Origin of the sequence: Streptomyces sp. NPDC093094, assembly GCF_044754345.1 — a bacterium.
GTDB lineage: Bacteria > Actinomycetota > Actinomycetes > Streptomycetales > Streptomycetaceae > Streptomyces.
In genome coordinates, this window is record NZ_JBIVOX010000005.1 from 18,189 (window position 1) to 37,637 (window position 19,449).

Consider the following 19,449-nt stretch of genomic DNA (forward strand, 5'->3'; position numbering starts at 1 on the left):
TGGATCAAACCTTCGTGTGAAAAAAGTGTGCGTGATCCCCGTCTCGCTCGGCATGCTGATGCGCATGGACGAAAGACGCACCGTGAAGGTGTCGAAGTACCTCTCCAAGCATCTGCGGCACCAGCCGGAGCGGATCGGGCTCACGCTGGACGAGGGCGGGTGGGTGGAGATCGACGCCCTGATGGCGGCGGCCGCCGCGCACGGGTTCCGCTTCACACGCGAGGAGCTGGACCAGGTGGTCGCCACGAACGACAAGAAGCGCTTCGCCGTCGAGGGCACCCGGATCCGCGCCAGCCAGGGCCACAGCGTCGAGGTCGATCTGGGCCTGCCGCCCGCGACCCCGCCGCCGTACCTCTACCACGGCACCGTGGCCGCCCGTCTGGAGGCGATCCGCGACGAGGGGCTGCGGCCCATGAACCGCCATGACGTGCATCTGTCCTCCGACCGGGAGACCGCCACACGCGTGGGCGCCCGCCGGGGACGGCCCGTCGTGCTGTCGGTGGACGCCGGGGCCATGCACCGGGACGGCCATGTCTTCCACATGAGCGCGAACGGGGTGTGGCTCACCAAGGCGGTGCCGCCGCGTTATCTGCGCTTCCCCGAGGCGCACTGACCCGGCATGATCAGTGGTATGGACCACTTGCCGACCACCGAGGCCGCGGTCTCCGCGCTACGGGCCCTCGCCCATGAGTACCACCGCGAGATCGAGGTCACCCACGACATCGGCGCCGACCGGACGTCACGGCGTACGACCGCGGGGGTCGGCGTCGTCACCGACCCGGACGGTTCCCTGCCGCACGAGGCCCATGTCGAGCTGGGCGGCCGCCCCGCCGTGGGCGTACGGCTCTATCCGGAGGACGACGCACTGATCACCGTGGACGGGGTGGAGTGTCCCGACGTCGACCGCGACGACGTCCCCGCCTTCGTGCGCTCCCTCTACGACGGCCGGGCCTGGGTCAGGGCCCGCCGGTTCCCTCCGGGTCACTTCCTGATGGTCCCGCTGCCGCGCGACCGTGTGCACAAGGAGTTCGTCCTCGTGGCCCTCACCCCGTGGCTGGCCGCCTGCGGGCGGTGACGCCTGCGGGCGGTGACGCCTGCGGGCGGTGACGCCTGCGGGCGGTGACGCCTGCGGGCGGTGACGCCTGCGGGCGGTGACGCCTGCGGGCCGCCGCCGCGGTGCGCCTTCCGTCCGGGCCTTCCGTCCGGGCCTTCCGTCCGGGCCTTCCGTCGAGTGTGCCACGGGCCTCATCTGTGCGGACTCCCGCACGGTCGTGCTGGCATATGCGCGAGAATGGCCCGGTGACCTCAGCGACCAGAAAGCCCGCGCCCTCCGCCTCCCCCGAGCCTCCGCGGCCCCGCCCGCGGCTGATCGCCACCGATCTCGACGGCACCCTCCTGCGCGACGACAAGTCGGTCTCCCCGCGGACCGTCGCCGCACTGGCCGCCGCCGAGGAGGCGGGCATCGAGGTCTTCTTCGTCACCGGCCGGCCCGCCCGCTGGATGGACGTCGTCAGCGACCACGTCCACGGCCACGGCCTCGCCATCTGCGGCAACGGCGCCGCCGTGGTGGATCTGCACGGCGGCCCGGGCACCCACCGCTTCGTCAAGGTGCGCGAGCTGGCCCGGGAGAACGCGCTCGACGCCGTACGCCTGCTGCGGGACGCGGCGCCCGGCACGGTGTACGCGGTCGAGCAGACGTACGGCTTCAACCAGGAGCCGGACTACCCCAAGCTGCACATGGAGATCCCCGACGTCCTGGCACCGGCCGAGCAGCTCCTCGGTCCGGACGGGCCGGGCGCCGACGAGCCCGTGCTGAAGATCCTCGCCTTCCACCCCACGCTCGACCCCGACGCCTTCCTCACCCTCGCCCGCCTCGCCATCGGCGACCGCGCAGGCGTCACCCGCTCCAGCCCCAGCGCCCTGCTGGAGATCAGCGGCCCCGGTGTCTCCAAGGCCAGCACCCTCGCCCTGTGCTGCGCCGAGCGCGGCATCTCCCACGAAGAGGTCGTCGCCTTCGGCGACATGCCGAACGACGTCGAGATGCTCACCTGGGCGGGACGCTCCTACGCGATGGGCAACGCCCACCCCGACGTCATCGCGGCGGCCTCGGGCCGCACGGTCGCCAACAACGAGGACGGCGTCGCCGTGGTCGTCGAGCAGCTGCTGGCCGAGGCCCTGGAGGCGTGAGCCCGGGGCTGCCCGGCCGCCCCGGGCCGTGGTCCGGCTACCCCAGCGGGACGCCACGGGCAGCCAGCCACGGCACCGGGTCCACCCCCGAGCCCAGCTCGGGGGTGACCCGCACCTCGAAATGCAGATGCGGTCCGGTGGAGTTGCCGGTGGTGCCCGTCTGTCCGATCCACTGCCCGGCGGCCACCCGCTCGCCCTCGTCGACGGCGACGGACGCGAGGTGCGCGTACTGCGTGTAGTAGCCGCCCGGATGCCCGACCACGATCTGGATGCCGAACGCGCCCCCGCAGGACACGCTCACCACCCGCCCGTCGCCGACCGCCCGCACCGGCGTACCGATCGGCACCGCGAAGTCCTGCCCGGTGTGCCGGTTCGCCCACCGCGACCCCCCGCTGCCGAAGCCCGCCGACAGCTGGTACGTCTCCACGGGCGCGACCCAGCCCTGCGCGTACGAGGCCGGCGGCTGTTCGAGCCGGACCGCACCCCGGCAGCTGCCCGCCAGAGCCGACGCGTCCGCCTCCCCCTGGAGCCGTGAGCGGGCCTCCTCCAGCTTCTGCTCGATGGACCCCTTCAGCGCCGCCAGCTCGCCGTTGCGCCTGTCCAGCTCCCGCCAGGCCGCCGCGGCCCTCGCCTCGTCGGCCACGAGCCGCTGCTCCGCCCGGCGGCTCTTCTCGATGGCGTTGCCGAGCTCCAGATTCGCCTGGGAGAACATCCGCTGACCGCGCATCATCTCCTCCGGAGTGCCCGCCAGCAGGATCTGCGCGGCGACCGGCAGCCCGCCGCCGTCGCGGTACTGGGCCCGTGCGATCCGGCCCAGGTCCTCGTGCAGCACGGCGATCTCGCGCCGCCGGCTCTCCAGCAGCCCCTCGTAGTGCCGGGCCCGCGCCTGCTGCGCCCCGGCCTCGCGCTGTCCCCGCTCGTACTGCTGCGTCGCCACGGCCGCGTCCTCGTACAGCCGTGCCACCTCCGCCGCCGTGCTCCCCGAGGCACTGCCCGACGCGCTTCCCGCGACGCTCCCTCCGACGCCGCCCTCGGCCGTGTCCGAGGCTTCGGTGGGCCGGGCCGCGAGCACGGCGAGCGCGCACAGCAGCACCGAAACGAGCAGCGGATGACGGCGAAGTGAGGGCATGTCAGCGATCGTGGCCCCACCGCACGCCCGGAGTCCTGTTCAAGTCGTACGCCTGGGGGACAGGTTGCTGCGAACGAGGTGTTTTCGGTTACAGAGCCTCAAGCACAGGTGCCTGCCGTGTCAGTTCCTCCGCCTCCGCCTCACGGGCCGCCGTCTCCCGCAGCGGCCCCTCCGCCGCGGCCAGCTCCGCGAAGCCTCCCCGCTGCACGACCCGGCCCCGGTCCAGCACGACCACCTCGTCGACGTCCGTGAGACCGGCCAGCCGGTGGGTGATCAGCAGAACCGTACGGCCCTCGGTGGCCGCCAGCAGATCCGCGGTGAGGGCGTCCGCCGTGGGCAGGTCGAGATGCTCGGTGGGCTCGTCGAGGACGAGCACGGGGAAGTCGGCGAGCAGCGCACGCGCGAGCGCCAGCCGCTGCCGCTGCCCCCCGGACAGCCGGGCCCCGTGCTCCCCCACCAGCGTGTCCAGCCCGTCGGGCAGGCTCTCCACCCACTCCAGCAGCCGCACCCGCGCCAGCGCGTCGCACAGCTCGGCGTCGGTCGCCCCGCGCCGGGCCAGCAGCAGGTTCTCCCGTACGGAGCTGTCGAAGAGGTGCGCGTCCTGGGCGCACAGCCCGACAAGACGCCGTACGTCGTCACCGCTCGGCGCGTACGCGTCCACGCCGCCCAGCGTGTACGAGCCGGCGTCGGCGTCCAGGAAGCGCAGGAGCACCTGCGCCAGCGTGGTCTTGCCCGACCCCGACGGGCCCACCACGGCCACCCGGCGGCCCTCCTCCAGCCTCAGGTCCAGCCCGGCCAGCGCGTCCCGGCCCTGCCCGGGGTACCGGGCGGTCAGGCCGCTCACGACCAGCGGGAACGGTGAGGCGGGCGCCTGCCGCGGCTGCTCCGGCTCTCGCACGGGCACCGGGGCGTCCAGCACCTCGTGCACCCGCTCGGCGCTCCTGCGCACCCGCTGGCGGAACTGCACGGCGAGCGGCAGCCCGAGAACCGCCTCGAACGCCGCCAGCGGGGTGAGGACGACGACGGCCATGGCCACACCGCTCAGCCGCCCGGCGGCGACCGCCTGGGCGCCCACGAGCGCGGTCGCGGCGACGGTCAGCCCGCCGGCCAGGGCGGTGAGCCCGTCACCGAGCGCGGTCGCGCCGGCCGTGCGCGAGGCGATCCGGGTCAGGTCGGCGTCCGCCGCGCGGGCCCGAGCGGTCCGGGCCGGCAGCGCTCCGGCGACGGTCAGTTCGGCGGTGCCGGTGAGCAGATCGGCCACGCGGGTGGCGAGCACGCCCCGGGCGGGGGCGAGCCTGCGTTCGGCGTGCCGCGCCACCGCGCCGGAGAGCAGCGGGACCCCGACGCCCGCCGCGAGCAGTCCGGCCGCCAGGACCGCGCCCGCCTCCGGCAGCAGCCAGGCCGTGAAGGCGACCGACCCGGCCGACACGAGCGCCGCGGCCCCGGCGGGCAGCAGCCAGCGCAGCCAGTAGTCCTGGAGGGCGTCCACGTCGGCGACCAGCCGGGTGAGCAGATCACCCCGCCGGGTGTCGCGCAGTCCGGCGGGCGCCAGTCGCTCCAGGCGCCGGTAGACCGCGACCCGGGTGTCGGCCAGCATCCGCAGCACCGCATCGTGCGACACCAGCCGCTCCGTGTAGCGGAAGACGGCCCGGCCGATCCCGAAGGCCCGGGTCGCCGTCACGGCCATCATCAGATACAGCACCGGCGGCTGCTGCGACGCCCGCGAGATGAGCCACCCGGAAGTGGCCATCAGTCCGACGGCACTGCCCAGCGCGAGGCTGCCCAGCAACAGCGCCAGGGCGAGGCGGCCGTGTCGCGGTGCGGCCATGGCACGGACCCGGGTGAGGGGACGGGCCCCGGAAGGGGCGGGCCCGAGAGCGGCTTCCTCACCCGCGGGGGCACTCGCTTCCGTCACGGGGGAGACGTCGTTCCCGGCCGTCCGGTCGGCCGTACCGGTGAGGCGGGCCATGGGCACCGGCTCTGCCTCCGCCCCCAGCCGCTCCGGTCGTTCCGGCAGCTCCAGCCGTTCCACCCGGTCCGCCACCGCCAGCAGCGCGGGCCGGTGCACGACCAGCAGGACCGTACGCCCGGCCGCCAGCCTGCGGACCGCGGCGACGATCTCGGCCTCGGTCTCTCCGTCGAGTGCGGCCGTCGGCTCGTCGAGCAGCAGCACAGGACGGTCGGCCAGGAAGGCCCGGGCCAGCGCGAGCCGCTGCCGCTGTCCGGCCGAGAGCCCCGCCCCGTCCTCGCCGAGCACGGTGTCGGCACCGAAAGGCAGCGCGTCCACGAACTCCAGCGCCCCGGCGTCCCGCAGTGCCTCCCGGACGGACGTGTCGTCGGCGTCGGGCCGTGCGAGGCGCACGTTCTCCCCGACCGTGCCCGCGAAGAGATGCGGCCGCTGCGGAACCCACGCGACCTTCGCCCGCCACTGCTCCGGGTCGATGCCGGCGAGATCCGTGCCGCCGATCCGCACCTGCCCCGAGGCCGGCCGCACAAAGCCCAGCAGGACGCTCAGCAGCGTCGACTTGCCCGCGCCGCTCGGTCCGACGAGTGCGACCGTCTCCCCGGGCCTCACGGTGAAGGAGACATCGGCGACAGCGTCCTGTGACCGTCCGGGGTGGCGGACCATGACGCCGTCGAACACGAGGGGCCCGTCGGGGGCGGGGCCGGTCCCCGTGTCCGGCACCGGCGTCTCCAGCACCGCGAAGATCTCCTCGGCCGCCGCGAGCCCCTCGGCCGCCGCGTGATACTGCGCGCCCACCTGCCGCAGCGGGAGATACGCCTCGGGGGCCAGCACAAGGACGACCAGCCCGGTGAAGAGGTCCATCTCTCCGTGGACGAGCCGCATCCCGATGGTCACCGCGACCAGGGCCACGGAGAGGGTGGCGAGCAGTTCCAGGGCGAAGGAGGAGAGGAAGGCGATCCGCAGCGTCCGCATGGTCGCCTGCCGGTACTCCCCGGTGATGCGCCGGATCGACTCGGCCTGCGCCTTGGCCCGGCCGAACACCTTCAGCGTCGGCAGCCCCGTCACCACGTCCAGGAAGTGCCCGGACAGCCGGGACAGCAGCCGCCACTGGCGGTCCATCCGCGCCTGTGTGGCCCAGCCGATCAGCATCATGAAGAGCGGGATCAGCGGCAGGGTGCCGACGATGATCGCGGCGGACACCCAGTCCTCGGTGACGACCCGGGCCAGCACCGCCACCGGCACCACCACCGCAAGGCCCAACTGCGGCAGATAGCGGGAGAAGTAGTCGTCGAGCGCGTCGATCCCTCGTGTGGCCAGCGCGATCAGAGATCCGGTGCGCTGTCCCTCCAGCCAGCCCGGGCCGAGCCGGCCCGCCCGCTCCAGCAGCCTTCCGCGCAGCTCCGACTTCACGGCCGCACTCGCGCGATGGGCCGCGAGTTCGGTGAGCCACGCCACGACCGAGCGGCCGGCCGCCACAGCCACGAGCAGCAGCAGGGGAGTACGCAGCTCACCGGCCGGCAGTCCGTGCTGGAAGGCACCGACCACGACCTCGGCGATGAGCATCGCCTGGGCGACGACGAGCCCCGCCCCCACGGCGCCCAGGGCGACGACCGCCGCGAGGAAGAGCCGGGTGGCACGGGCGTGGCGGAGAAGGCGGGGATCGATCGGTTTCACGTGAAACATGCCCTTCGGCCCGGGGAAGGTGTCTGACGGTGTTTCACGTGAAACACCTTCCCGGTCGGACTCAGTGTGTTGCTTCGACAGCGATGTGCTGAGTGCCGATCCGCTTGCGGAACACCCAGTACGTCCAGCCCTGGTAGAGCAGCACGATCGGTGTGGCGATCGCCGCACACCAGGTCATGATCTTCAGGGTGTACGGGCTCGACGAGGCGTTGGTGACCGTCAGGCTCCACTCCTCGTCGAGCGAGGACGGCATGACGTCGGGGAAGAGCGACAGGAAGAGCATCGCCACGGCGGCGACGATGGTCACACCGGACAGCGCGAACGACCATCCCTCACGCCCCGCCTGGTTCGCCACCAGCGCGGCGACCAGGGCGGCGACCGCGACGACCAGGGCGACCAGGCTCTTGTCGTCACCGGTGTCGACCTGGGTCCACACCAGGAAGCACAGCGCGGCCACAGCCGTCACGAGACCGACCTTGAGGGCCATCCCGCGTGCCCTCTCCCGGATCTCACCGACGGTCTTCAGCGCCGTGAAGACCGCGCCGTGGAAGGTGAACAGGGTCAGCGTCACCAGGCCGCCGAGCAGCGCGTAGGGGTTGAGCAGGTCCCAGACGTCGCCGACGTACTCCAGATCGGCGTCGATCTTCACACCCCGCACGATGTTGGCGAAGGCCACGCCCCACAGGAAGGCGGGGATCAGCGAGGTCCAGAAGATCGCTGTCTCCCAGTTGCGCTGCCACTTCTCCTCCGGCCGCTTGACCCGGTACTCGAAGGCGACGCCGCGGACGATCAGACAGACCAGGATGACCAGCAGGGGCAGGTAGAAGCCGGAGAACAGGGTGGCGTACCACTCCGGGAAGGCGGCGAAGGTCGCTCCGCCCGCCGTGAGGAGCCAGACCTCGTTGCCGTCCCAGACGGGGCCGATCGTGTTGATCAGCACCCTCTTCTCCAGGCGGTTGCGGGCCAGCAGCCTGGTGAGGATGCCGACACCGAAGTCGAAGCCCTCCAGGAAGAAATAACCGGTCCACAGGACGGCGATCAGGACGAACCAGACGTCGTGCAGTTCCATGACTGAGCAGCTCCCTCGGCCTAGTACGAGAAGGCCATCGGCTTGTCGGCGTCACGGGAGTCGCCGCCGATCTTCGTGGGCGGGTTGAGGTCGGCCTCGGTGAGCTCCGGCGGGCCGGCCTTGACGTACTTCGCCAGCAGCTTGACCTCGACCACCGCGAGGATCGCGTAGAGCACGGTGAAGACGATCATCGAAGTGAGCACCTCACCCTGCGAGACACCGGGGGAGACCGCGTCACGGGTCTGCAGGACGCCGTAGACGACCCACGGCTGGCGTCCCATCTCGGTGAAGATCCAGCCCCAGGAGTTGGCGATCAGCGGGAAGACCATGGTCCAGATCGCGATGCGCCAGTACCAGGTGGTGAGCTTCGGACCGAGAGCCTTCTTGCGGAACAGGACCAGATGCGGCACCTCGTCCTCGCCCACCCTCAGGTGCTGCGGCAGCAGGAACTTCTTGCGGGTCAGCCAGAGCCCGGCCACGCCCACGGCGAGGGACGCCATGCCGAAGCCGATCATCCAGCGGAAGCCCCAGTAGGCGACGGGGATGTTGGGCCGGTAGTCACCGGGTCCGAACCGTTCCTGCTCGGCCTTGTTGACGTCGTTGATGCCGGGCACGTACGAGGTGAAGTCGTCCTTGGCCAGGAAGGACAGCAGGCCCGGAATCTCTATGGCGACCGTGTTGTGGCCCTTCTCGACATCGCCGTAGGCGAAGACGGAGAAGGGTGCGGGAGCCTCGCCGTCCCACAGCGCCTCGGCGGCGGCCATCTTCATCGGCTGCTGCTCGTACATGATCTTGCCGAGGACGTCACCGCTGACAGCGGTGAGCATGCCACCGGCGATCAGGGTGACCAGACCGAGCCGCAGCGAGGTCTTCATCTCGCGGATGTGCCTCTTGCGCAGCAGATGGAAGGCGGAGATGCCGACCATGAACGCGCCACCGGTGAGGAAGGCCGCCGAGAGGGTGTGGAACGCCTGGGCGAGCGCGGTGTTCTGGGTGAGGACCAGCCAGAAGTCGGTGAGCTCCGCCCGTCCCTTGGCCTCGTTGATCCGGTAGCCGACCGGGTGCTGCATCCACGAGTTGGCCGCGAGGATGAAGTACGCCGAAAGGATCGTGCCGACCGAGACCATCCAGATGCAGGCCAGGTGGATCTTCTTGGGCAGCTTGTCCCAGCCGAAGATCCACAGGCCGATGAAGGTGGACTCGAAGAAGAAGGCGATGAGCGCCTCGAAGGCGAGCGGGGCGCCGAAGATGTCACCCACGAACCGGGAGTAGTCGGACCAGTTCATCCCGAACTGGAACTCCTGCACGATGCCGGTGACCACACCCATGGCGATGTTGATCAGGAACAGCTTGCCCCAGAACTTGGTGGCCCTGAGGTACTTCTCCTTCTCCGTCCGCACCCATGCCGTCTGCAGGCCGGCCGTCAGGGCGGCGAGCGAGATCGTCAGCGGGACGAAGAGGAAGTGGTAGACGGTGGTGATGCCGAACTGCCATCGCGCCAGGGTCTCCGGCGCCAAAGCCAATTCCACGTCATCGTCTCCTTACTCGCCGTGGACACAGCGGCAGTTTGCCCCTTTTGTCACACACATCATCGGAGCAACCGGGACACGCTTGTGAACGCGTTCACATTCACAAGCAATTATGACGCACTGATTTTCGGACTCCACAGGGGGGTGCCTCTTTGGCCGCCACGCCGGCCCCTCGGCGAGAAATTCAACACCTTGTTGAAGGGCCTGCCATGCAGACACAGCACTCATCGACCCGCGTACGGATCTCCTGGCCCGCGGGGCATCTCACCGCGGCTCTCGACAGCACCCCAGTCGCCCAGGCCCTGCCGGAGGCACTGCCTCTCGCCTCCGCCGCCCGCACCTGGGGCGAGGAGGTCCACTTCGACACCGGAATCTCCGTTTCACGTGAAACGGATGCCCGGCAGGCAGTCGAGCCGGGCACGGTCGCCTTCTGGACCGACGGTGACGCCCTCGCACTCCCCGACCCGGCCCGACGCCGATCTCGCGAGGCGACGAATGCCGCCTCGCGAGCCTTTGCAACGTCCTCGGTCGTCTCGACGGGACCCCGGCCCCCTGGCCACGGTGCGCGTCGGCGACCCGGTGCGCGTGGAGACGATCGCCGGCCAGGGCTCTCCTGCCGGGCCGGCCCCGGCGGGACTGTCCCGCCGGGGCCGGCCTGCCAGGACTCCGTCCCCCCGCGGAAGACTTCTACAGCTCCTTGCGGAAGCCTTCCGCCGCCTTCAGGAAGATGTCGTTCGCCTCGGTCTCACCGACCGTGACCCGCACACCCTCGCCGGGGAACGGCCGCACCACGACACCCGCCTGCTCACACGCCGCGGCGAACGCCGCCGTGCGCTCTCCCAGCCGCAGCCACACGAAATTGGCCTGGGTGTCGGGCACCGTCCAGCCCTGGGCGCGCAGCGTGTCGACCACCCGCGTGCGCTCGCAGACCAGCGAGCCGACCCGGCCGAGCAGTTCGTCCTCCGCCCGCAGCGAGGCCACCGCGGCGTCCTGCGCGAGCTGGCTGACCCCGAACGGAACGGCCGTCTTGCGCAGCGCCGCGGCGACCGGCTCGTGAGCGATCGCGAACCCGACCCGCAGGCCGGCGAGGCCGTACGCCTTGGAGAAGGTCCGCAGCACACAGACGTTCGGCCGGTCGCGGTACAGCTCCACGCCGTCCGGCACCTCCATGTCCCGGACGAACTCGCGATACGCCTCGTCGAGCACGATCAGCACATCGCGGGGAACCCGGTCCAGGAAGCGCTCCAGCTCGGCTCGCCGCACCGCCGTGCCGGTGGGGTTGTTGGGGTTGCAGACGAAGATCAACCGGGTGCGGTCGGTGATCGCGTCGGCCATGGCGTCCAGGTCGTGCACATCGCCGTCCGTCAGCGGCACCTGAACCGAGGTCGCGCCACTGACCTGCGTGATGATCGGGTACGCCTCGAAGGACCGCCAGGCGTAGATGACCTCGTCACCGGGGCCGGAGGTGGCCTGGACGAGCTGCTGGGCGACCCCGACGGAACCGGTGCCGGTGGCCACGTGCGTGACCGGCACCCCGAACCGCTCGGCCAGCTCCTCCATCAGGCCCGTGCAGGCCATGTCCGGGTAGCGGTTGAACGCCGCGGCGGCAGCCGTGACGCTCTCCATCACGCCCGGCAGCGGGGGATAGGGGTTCTCGTTGGAGGACAGCTTGTACGCCACCGGCCCTCCGGCCGCGGCCGGCTTGCCCGGCTTGTAGGTGGGGATACCCTCCAGCTCGGCGCGCAGCTTCGGGCTCGTCTCGCTCACCGCAGTCCTCCTCGCGATCACCGGCGGGCCGTCAGCACCGTCGGCTTCCAATGCTTCTCACCTTAAGAGGATTCGGCCCGGCTGCGTATGGGTCGGCCTCACCTTCTGCCGGAGTCCGTGCACCTCAGGCACCTCACCGACAACACGGGCATCATCGTATAAAACTGTATGAATGAGGGGCGCACCATACATATATCTACGCGCCGGTGGCTCGCGCCGTGGCGCGCATCCCTCGTGAAGGTGAGTTGAGACCTCTTCGAAACATCGGACACTTGGCAGGCGGGTGCGCGCCGACAAGCCACGTACTACAGCGAAGACAGCCAACTCCCTTGCTTTCCAAGGCATTTCACCTGTCGCCGCCTTGCAGAAACGTGTCTGTCAACGGGTGCATATGCGTCCGCACTACCCCACCGCATGAGCCCTACTATCGGCACGCCATGACAGCAGCAGGGAAGCACCAGGTGAGCCGCGCGGAAACCTCACGGCGAGGCAACCGGCCGGGACGGGCGGGCATCAGAGACGTGGCCGCCGCCGCCGGAGTCTCCATCACGACCGTCTCCGACGCCCTCAACGGCAAGGGCCGGCTCCCGGACGCCACCCGCCGCCATGTCCGCGAGGTCGCCGACCGGCTGGGCTACCGCCCCTCGGCCGCCGCCCGAACCCTCCGTACCGGCAAGTCGGGACTCATCGGCCTGACCGTGACGACGTACGGGGATGAACCTTTCACCTTCACCGAGTTCGCCTACTTCGCCGAGATGGCCCGGGCCGCCACCTCCGCCGCGCTCGCCCGCGGATACGCCCTCGTCATCCTCCCCGCCACCTCCCGCCACGACGTGTGGTCCAACGTGGCCCTGGACGGCACGGTCGTCATCGACCCCTCCGACCAGGACCCCGTGGTCAGCGAGCTGGTCCGGCAGGGCTTACCTGTCGTCTCCGACGGCCGCCCGGCCGGCTCGCTCCCCGTCACCGCCTGGGTCGACAACGACCACGAGGCCGCCGTCCTCGGCATCCTCGACCACCTGGCCGACGCCGGTGCCCGCCGTATCGGTCTGCTGACCGGCACGACCACGGACACCTACACCCACCTGTCGACCACCGCCTATCTGCGCTGGTGCGAGCGTGTGGGCCAGGATCCGGTGTACGAGGCGTACCCGGCGCACGACCCCTGCGCCGGGGCCGTCGCCGCCGACCGACTGCTCGCCCGGCCCGACCGGCCCGACGCCGTCTACGGTCTGTTCGACCCCAACGGCACCGATCTGCTCGCCGCCGCCCGCCGCTACGGACTGCGCGTGCCGGAAGACCTGCTGCTCGTCTGCTGCAGCGAGTCCACCGTGTACGCCAACACCGAGCCGCCCATCACCACCCTGTCCCTCAAGCCCCGCCGCATCGGCACGGCCGTGGTCCAGCTCCTCATCGACGCCATCGAGGGCGTCGAGTCGGACCACCCGGTCGAGCAGGTGATACCGACGGAGCTGATCGTCCGCACCTCTTCCCAGCGGCGCGCGCCCCGCCGCACCGTGAGCCCTCCGCGCACACCCGACGAAGGCTGACCGCCCCGGTCCGCCACCTGGACCGGGCCGTCCGTGAGACGGAGCACGAGACGATCGCCCGCGCACGTTCCACCGGACCGGGGCGACCGCGCGCCCGAGAGGCACCGGGCGGGAGCGGCCCGGGAGGGCTCCTCCGCGCCGGGGACCCGCCGACGAGAAGCGAGCCGCGCGGGTCTGTCGGCGCGGGCACGCCGAAGGGCACCGTGCCCGCGAGGCTCCCGGGAGAACCCGGGCCGCGCCCGGAGCCGCGTCACGCCTCCGGCAAAGACCTGCCCAATCGGGGCGAAAGCCACGGTGAAGCGGAGTCCTGTTCCGATTCACCACCCCTGGGTCATCACATGGCACGATCCGCATTCCTATGATGGGCCCACGGCACCGCGGGCAGCTGCGACCAGGCAGTCCGATGCGGTGCAGATGCGGCGCGATGGTGGAGGGGTCGATGACTCAGGGGGCCGGTCAGGGACCCGAGGTGCAGCGCACGGCGACGTTGCGCGACTTCCGGGTGCCCGCTTACGTCCACGAGACCGGCGCCCGCCCCGGTGAGGTCACCGGTACCGCGGAACCGGTCGAGTACCCGGAGGGGTACACCCCCACCCAGCGCGATCTGCCCGTCATCAATCGGGGTGACACGCTCCAGGTGACCGTGGACCCCGTCGCCGCCTCCGCCCCGGTGCCCCAGCCCGTCGCCGGGCCCGGCCCGCTGTTCGTGGTCGGCGACGTGCACGGCTACCTCGACCAACTCGTCGCCGCCCTCCAGGAGAAGGGCCTGATCGACGCGGCCGGCCAGTGGTGCGCCGGCACCGCCCGGCTGTGGTTCCTCGGCGACTTCACCGACCGCGGTCCGGACGGCATCGGTGTCATCGACCTCGTGATGCGGCTGTCCGCCGAGGCGGCCGCTTCGGGCGGCTACTGCAAGGCCCTGATGGGCAACCACGAGCTGCTGCTCCTCGGCGCCAAGCGGTTCGGCGACACCCCCGTCAACTCCGGTGCGGGCACCGCCACCTTCCAGGCGGCCTGGCTGCTCAACGGCGGCCAGAAGACCGACATGGACCGCCTCCAGGACCATCACCTGCAGTGGATGTCCCGCCTCGACGCCCTGGAGGAGGTCGACGGCCATCTGCTCGTGCACTCCGACACCACCGCCTACCTCGACTACGGAAACTCCATCGAAGAGGTCAACGACACCGTCCGCGAGACCATCACGCGCAACGACGCGGACGAGGTCTGGGATCTGTTCCGCAAGTTCACCAAGCGCTTCTCCTTCCGTGACGAGGGCGGCGCGGACGCCGTGCGCTCGCTGCTCGACACCTACGGGGGCACCCGCATCGTCCACGGTCACAGCCCCATCCCCTACCTCCTGGGCGAGGTCGGCAACGAGGAGGGCGAGGACACCTCAGGCCCCGTGATCGAAGGGCCGCACGTCTACGCCGACGGTCTCGCCATCGCCATGGACGGCGGCGTGACCATGGCCGGAAAGCTTCTGGTGCAGCAACTCCCCCTGGACAAGTGAGCTTTCACCGGACAGGCGTCTCTCGTCGCATGTCCGGCCGGTGACGGACGCGGGCCGGGGGCCAATTTCTGCAAACCCCCTGTCACCGTGTGCCTTTGCCGCTCTACCATCGGCTTATCCGTAGCAGGCTCCCCTCCGTTTCTGCCCGACGGCTCGTCAGCGTGCGAGCCCCAAGCCCTACGGAGCATCGGGGGATGCACATGAACAGCGTTCCGCAGCACCTGCTGAGCGAGGACCGCCAGGAATACGAGCGGATCCTCGATGAGGCGCTGCGCTCCTCCCCACACCGTCCGGAGCCGGCCGCGGCCGGCCAGCGGCTCACCTCGGAACAACTGCGCACCATGGCGCTCGGCGCCACCGCCCTGATCACGGCAGCCGCCGCGACCGAGTACCAGCACTATGTGAAGGTCCGCGAGGAACTGCGTCGGCCGGCGCCTTCCACTCCGGCGTCCGTGCGCGAGTCCGGCTCCGCCGACCCCGGCGCGAGCACGGTGGGGCTCGCCTCCGCCATGGGCGAGGTCACCGAGACCGCCGGAGCGGGGGCCGTCGCCGTCGTCGCGGTCCTGGCGCCCGTCCTCGCCGGAACCGCCGCCGTGATCTTCCTGCTCGTCGGTTACCTCCTCAAGGTGCTCGATCCGGACCAGTCGTTCGGTGACACCCTGCTGACGACCGGGTGGGTGTTCGGCGCCGTGACGGCCGTCGCGATCCTGGTCGCCGCCGTCGGTCTGCTGCTCACCGCCCTGCGCAACAGGCCCTCACCGGAAACGGGCCTCTACGGCGATCCGGGCGGGGAGCTGGACCAGGCCAGGGAGGCATGGCGGGAGGCCCTGGTGGAGCGAGGCATCCTGCCGTTCCTGCGCGATGCCCTCACCGCGTCCGGCCCCGTCACCCTGCCCCGCACCACGCAGCCCGCGCGCACGAGCCGTATCCCCCACCTCGGCTACGGGCGCCCGGGCTTCACCAGCCCCGGTGAGGGTCCCGCGGCGGGTCCCCGGCCGAGCTACACCAGTCCCGACTTCAGCAGCCCGGACTTCGGCGGGCCCGAGCACCAGCCGGACTGACCCGGCGTGCGTTCCCCGACCGGGAACGCACGCCGTGCACCGGGCCACCGACGGCTTCGGCGGCCCGGGCCGGACGTACAGCCGGCCGACATCCGCGGCCTGGCCTGCCCGTCCCCCGCGGCGGGGTCAGTCCGCGAGCGGCAGGTACACGCGGTTGCCCGCCGCCGCGAACTCCTTCGACTTCTCGGCCATGCCCTGCTCGATCTCCGTCTTGGTGCCGCCGTGCTCACGGCGGATGTCCTGGGAGATCTTCATCGAGCAGAACTTCGGCCCGCACATGGAGCAGAAGTGGGCGGTCTTGGCGGGCTCGGCCGGAAGGGTCTCGTCGTGGAACTCCCGGGCCGTGTCCGGGTCGAGGGCCAGGTTGAACTGGTCCTCCCACCGGAACTCGAACCGGGCGTCGGACAGCGCGTCGTCCCACTCCTGTGCGCCCGGGTGCCCCTTGGCGAGGTCGGCGGCGTGCGCGGCGATCTTGTAGGTGATGACGCCCGTCTTCACGTCGTCCCGGTTGGGCAGACCCAGGTGCTCCTTGGGGGTGACGTAGCAGAGCATGGCCGTGCCCCACCAGGCGATCATCGCGGCGCCGATACCGGAGGTGATGTGGTCGTACGCGGGCGCGACGTCCGTCGTCAGCGGGCCGAGCGTATAGAACGGAGCTTCATCACAGATCTCCTGCTGAAGGTCGATGTTCTCCTTGATCTTGTGCATCGGGACATGGCCCGGGCCCTCGATCATCGTCTGAACATTGAAACGCTTCGCGATCCGGTTGAGTTCCCCGAGCGTCCTCAACTCGGCGAACTGGGCCTCGTCGTTGGCGTCCGCGATGGAACCGGGGCGCAGGCCGTCACCGAGGGAGTACGTGATGTCGTACGCCGCGAGGATCTCGCAGAGCTCCTCGAAGTTCTCGTAGAGGAAGCTCTCCTTGTGGTGCGCGAGGCACCACGCGGCCATGATCGAGCCGCCGCGCGAGACGATGCCCGTCTTGCGGTTGGCCGTCAGCGGCACGTACGGCAGGCGCACGCCCGCGTGGACCGTCATGTAGTCCACGCCCTGCTCGGCCTGCTCGATGACCGTGTCCTTGTAGATCTCCCAGGTCAGCTCCTCGGCGCGGCCGTCGACCTTCTCCAGCGCCTGGTAGAGCGGAACCGTACCGATGGGCACGGGGGAGTTGCGCAGCACCCACTCACGGGTGGTGTGGATGTTGCGCCCGGTGGAGAGGTCCATGACCGTGTCGGCACCCCAGCGGGTCGCCCAGGTCATCTTCTCGACCTCCTCCTCGATGGAGGACGTCACCGCGGAGTTGCCGATGTTGGCGTTGACCTTCACCAGGAACCGCTTGCCGATGATCATCGGCTCGATCTCCGGGTGATTGACGTTCACGGGCAGCACGGCCCGGCCCGCCGCGATCTCCTCGCGCACCACCTCGGGCGAAACGTTCTCCCTGATGGCCACGTACTCCATCTCGGGCGTGATCTCGCCCCGGCGCGCGTAGGCGAGCTGGGTGACCGCCTGTCCGTCACGGCCCCGGCGCGGCAGCCGGGGGCGCCCCGGGAAGACCGCGTCGAGGTTGCGCAGACCGCCACGCGGCGAGGTGTGCTTGAGGCCGTCGTCCTCGGGACGGACCGGGCGGCCCGCGTACTCCTCGGTGTCTCCGCGGGCGATGATCCAGTTCTCCCGCAGCGGCGCCAGGCCCCTGCGGACGTCCGTCTCGACGGATGGATCGGTGTAAGGGCCCGACGTGTCGTACAGCGTGACCGACTGGCCGTTGGTGAGGTGCACCTGACGAACCGGCACGCGCATATCGGGGCGTGAGCCCTCGACATACGCCTTGTGCCATCCGATGGACTTCCTGACGTCATCGCTGTCGGAGACCACGGAGGTCTGCGGCTGCGTGGAGGCAGGCGTGCGTACGTCCTTGCTGGTCATGAGACCTACTCCCTACGCCGGCATTACCCGGTAACAGGTTCGGCGGTCGACGCAGCGTTCACCGTCTTCCGGTGTTTCGTGTGGAACACGTCGTGTTCCACGTGAAACATCGCGAAGACGGAGGTCAGCGCCCTCTCAGCCCGGTGCTCCGAGCTCCCGCGTGTACAAAGGTGCCTCCACGCTAGCGGCAACTCTGGCGCGGTGAACAGGGGGCCCCTGCCGTTCTTGCGATGATCGGCCGGTGACCACGACACAGCAGCCCTCGTTTCCACCGCCCGAACCGCGCCGTCATGGGCGTCAGCCCGGCCACGGTGAGGCGCGCGCCGCCAGAGACACCTCCGGTGGCGGATACGGCGACAGTCCCGGCCACGACTCGGGGGACGGGCCCGGTGGCGACCACGGCCACGGCGGCGGACACGACAGCGGTACCGGCCGTCGAGGCGCCGCCGGACACGGAGGCGGCACCGGACACGGAGGCGGCACCGGACACGGAGGCGGACACGGCGCCGAAGGCGGGCACGGGCAGGGAAGCGGGCACGGGCACTCGCACAGCCACAGCCATGGGCCGGCCACACCGGTGTCCAAGCATCTGCGCAAGGTGATCGCGGCGATCCTGGTCCCGTTCGCCGCCGCGGTCGTGGTGGGCCTCGCCGTGCTGTGGCCCGGTGGGGCACCGGGCCACGAGCGCACCGGTGTCGGTTTCGACCGGCAGACGGAGCAGGCGACGGTCACCGAGGTCGTGCAGGTGGACTGCAAGTCGGTCAACGCCTCCGGTGTCCCCCCGACCGGAGACACCTCCACCGCCGAGGGGTCGTCGGCTCAGCAGCAGGCGAACGGCGACTGCAAGCGGGCGACGATCCGTGTCGACTCCGGCAAGGACAGCGGGCGCACGTTCACCGAGATCGTCCAGCCCGACCAGTCCCGGCAGCTGCACGAGGGCCAGGAGGTCGTGGTCGCCTACGAGCCCTCCGCTCCGAAGGACCTGCAGTACTCCGTCGCCGATGTGAACCGGCGTCTGCCGCTGGCAGTGCTCGCCGGCATCTTTGCGCTCGCGGTCGTCCTCGTGGGGCGGATGCGCGGGGTGATGGCGCTGGTCGCCCTGGCCATCAGCTTCCTGGTGCTCAACTTCTTCGTCCTGCCGGCGATCCTGCAGGGCTCGAACCCCCTGGTCGTCGCGGTGGTCGGGGCGAGCGCCATCATGCTGGTCGCGCTCTATCTCTGTCACGGCCTGTCCGCGCGGACATCGGTGGCCGTGCTCGGCACGCTGCTCTCGCTGCTGCTGATCGGTGTGCTCGGCTCGTGGTTCATGGACTGGGCCGCCCTCACGGGCAACACGGACGACAGCACCGGCCTGATCCACGGGCTGTACCCGTCGATCGACATGAGCGGTCTGCTGCTGGCCGGCATCATCATCGGTTCGCTCGGTGTGCTGGACGATGTGACGGTGACCCAGACGTCGGCGGTCTGGGAGCTGCACGAGGCCAACCCCACGATGGGCTGGCGCGGCCTGTACCGGGCGGGTATCCGCATCGGCCGCGACCACATCGCGTCGGTCGTCAACACGCTCGTCCTGGCCTATGCGGGCGCGGCCCTGCCCTTGCTGCTGCTCTTCTCGATCGCCCAGAGCAGCGTGGGCGCGGTCGCCAACAGCGAACTGGTGGCGCAGGAGATCGTGCGCACCCTGGTCGGCTCGATCGGCCTGGTCGCATCCGTTCCCGTCACCACCGCGCTGGCCGCGCTGATGGTCTCCGCCGACCGTCCCGCCATGTCGCCCGCAGGCGCCCAGCCGGGCCCGGCAGCCGTAGGGGCCCGCGCGGGCCGAGGCCGCCGCCGCAAGCGCTGAGCCCGGGCGGGGCCGCCGCTGCTGCAGGCATCGAGCTGAAGCAGGGCTGCTGCCGCAATCGCTGAGCCCGGCAGGCCGGGGCGCTCATGCCGAGCCGAGACGGGCGGGGGCGCCGGAAGCAGCCGGGCACGGGCCGTGCCCGGTCCGCCGGCACCCCGCGGCCGCAGCCCGGGCCGCGGCCGTGAACGCGCCGCCGAGGGCCGCGTCGGCCGCCTGGTGAAGCGTTACG

13 protein-coding genes, 1 pseudogene and 1 riboswitch are annotated in these 19,449 nt (G+C 71.0%); of the genes and pseudogenes, 8 read left to right on the forward strand and 6 right to left on the reverse strand.

Annotation, left to right across the window (positions count from 1 at the left end; genetic code table 11):
- The first annotated feature begins 64 nt into the window (after nt 1-64).
- The 3 genes from ACIQGV_RS11200 (at nt 65) to ACIQGV_RS11210 (ending at nt 2,187) form a co-directional block, all read left to right on the forward strand.
- Nucleotides 65-613 (forward strand): RNA 2'-phosphotransferase, encoded by a 549-nt coding sequence (locus ACIQGV_RS11200; RefSeq protein WP_402493244.1) that lies wholly within the window; start codon nt 65-67, stop codon nt 611-613.
- An 18-nt stretch (nt 614-631) separates the two neighbouring features.
- The gene (locus tag ACIQGV_RS11205) at nt 632-1,075 is read left to right on the forward strand and encodes a hypothetical protein (RefSeq protein WP_402493246.1); all 444 of its coding nucleotides are present in this window, start codon (nt 632-634) and stop codon (nt 1,073-1,075) included.
- 206 nt (nt 1,076-1,281) lie between these two features.
- A complete protein-coding gene (locus ACIQGV_RS11210) occupies nt 1,282-2,187 on the forward strand; it encodes an HAD hydrolase family protein (protein WP_402493248.1) in 906 nt (301 codons plus the stop codon).
- A 37-nt stretch (nt 2,188-2,224) separates the two neighbouring features.
- Here ACIQGV_RS11210 and ACIQGV_RS11215 read toward each other — a convergent pair whose 3' ends face one another.
- The 4 genes from ACIQGV_RS11215 to ACIQGV_RS11230 form a co-directional block, all read right to left on the reverse strand.
- Entirely contained in the window at nt 2,225-3,316 is a 1,092-nt protein-coding gene (locus ACIQGV_RS11215) for a M23 family metallopeptidase (protein ID WP_402493250.1), read from the reverse strand.
- An 88-nt stretch (nt 3,317-3,404) separates the two neighbouring features.
- The gene (gene cydD / locus ACIQGV_RS11220) at nt 3,405-6,956 is read right to left on the reverse strand and encodes a thiol reductant ABC exporter subunit CydD (protein WP_402493252.1); all 3,552 of its coding nucleotides are present in this window, start codon (nt 6,954-6,956) and stop codon (nt 3,405-3,407) included.
- Between the two features lie 70 nt (nt 6,957-7,026).
- On the reverse strand, nt 7,027-8,034 hold the full coding sequence (cydB, locus tag ACIQGV_RS11225) for a cytochrome d ubiquinol oxidase subunit II (protein ID WP_402493254.1): 1,008 nt from the start codon (nt 8,032-8,034) through the stop codon (nt 7,027-7,029).
- A 20-nt stretch (nt 8,035-8,054) separates the two neighbouring features.
- Nucleotides 8,055-9,563 (reverse strand): cytochrome ubiquinol oxidase subunit I, encoded by a 1,509-nt coding sequence (locus ACIQGV_RS11230; protein WP_402493256.1) that lies wholly within the window; start codon nt 9,561-9,563, stop codon nt 8,055-8,057.
- 209 nt (nt 9,564-9,772) lie between these two features.
- Between ACIQGV_RS11230 and ACIQGV_RS11235 the strand changes: the two are divergent.
- Nucleotides 9,773-10,160: pseudogene (locus ACIQGV_RS11235) on the forward strand (cyclophilin-like family protein); the annotation flags it as partial.
- Between the two features lie 90 nt (nt 10,161-10,250).
- On the opposite strand, the gene hisC reads toward ACIQGV_RS11235, so the two are convergent.
- Complete coding sequence (gene hisC, locus ACIQGV_RS11240; RefSeq protein ID WP_402493258.1) at nt 10,251-11,330, reverse strand: histidinol-phosphate transaminase; 1,080 nt, start codon at nt 11,328-11,330, stop codon at nt 10,251-10,253.
- A 437-nt stretch (nt 11,331-11,767) separates the two neighbouring features.
- Here hisC and ACIQGV_RS11245 point away from each other — a divergent pair, with 437 nt between their 5' ends.
- The 3 genes from ACIQGV_RS11245 to ACIQGV_RS11255 all read left to right on the forward strand — a co-directional run bounded on the left by ACIQGV_RS11245 (nt 11,768) and on the right by ACIQGV_RS11255 (nt 15,451).
- Nucleotides 11,768-12,880 carry a LacI family DNA-binding transcriptional regulator gene (locus ACIQGV_RS11245; protein WP_402493260.1) on the forward strand — a complete coding sequence of 371 codons (1,113 nt, stop codon included), beginning with the start codon at nt 11,768-11,770 and terminating at the stop codon, nt 12,878-12,880.
- 424 nt (nt 12,881-13,304) lie between these two features.
- Complete coding sequence (locus ACIQGV_RS11250) at nt 13,305-14,390, forward strand: metallophosphoesterase (protein WP_402493261.1); 1,086 nt, start codon at nt 13,305-13,307, stop codon at nt 14,388-14,390.
- A 194-nt stretch (nt 14,391-14,584) separates the two neighbouring features.
- On the forward strand, nt 14,585-15,451 hold the full coding sequence (locus tag ACIQGV_RS11255; RefSeq protein ID WP_402493262.1) for a hypothetical protein: 867 nt from the start codon (nt 14,585-14,587) through the stop codon (nt 15,449-15,451).
- Between the two features lie 126 nt (nt 15,452-15,577).
- On the opposite strand, the gene thiC is transcribed toward ACIQGV_RS11255, so the two are convergent.
- Nucleotides 15,578-17,377 carry a phosphomethylpyrimidine synthase ThiC gene (thiC, locus tag ACIQGV_RS11260; RefSeq protein ID WP_402493263.1) on the reverse strand — a complete coding sequence of 600 codons (1,800 nt, stop codon included), beginning with the start codon at nt 17,375-17,377 and terminating at the stop codon, nt 15,578-15,580.
- Nucleotides 17,370-17,547: riboswitch (TPP riboswitch) on the reverse strand. It overlaps the preceding gene by 8 nt.
- A 71-nt stretch (nt 17,548-17,618) precedes the next feature.
- Here thiC and ACIQGV_RS11265 point away from each other — a divergent pair.
- Nucleotides 17,619-19,220, forward strand: a complete 1,602-nt coding sequence (locus ACIQGV_RS11265; protein WP_402493265.1) for a YibE/F family protein — start codon at nt 17,619-17,621, stop codon at nt 19,218-19,220.
- Nucleotides 19,221-19,449: the final 229 nt, after the last annotated feature.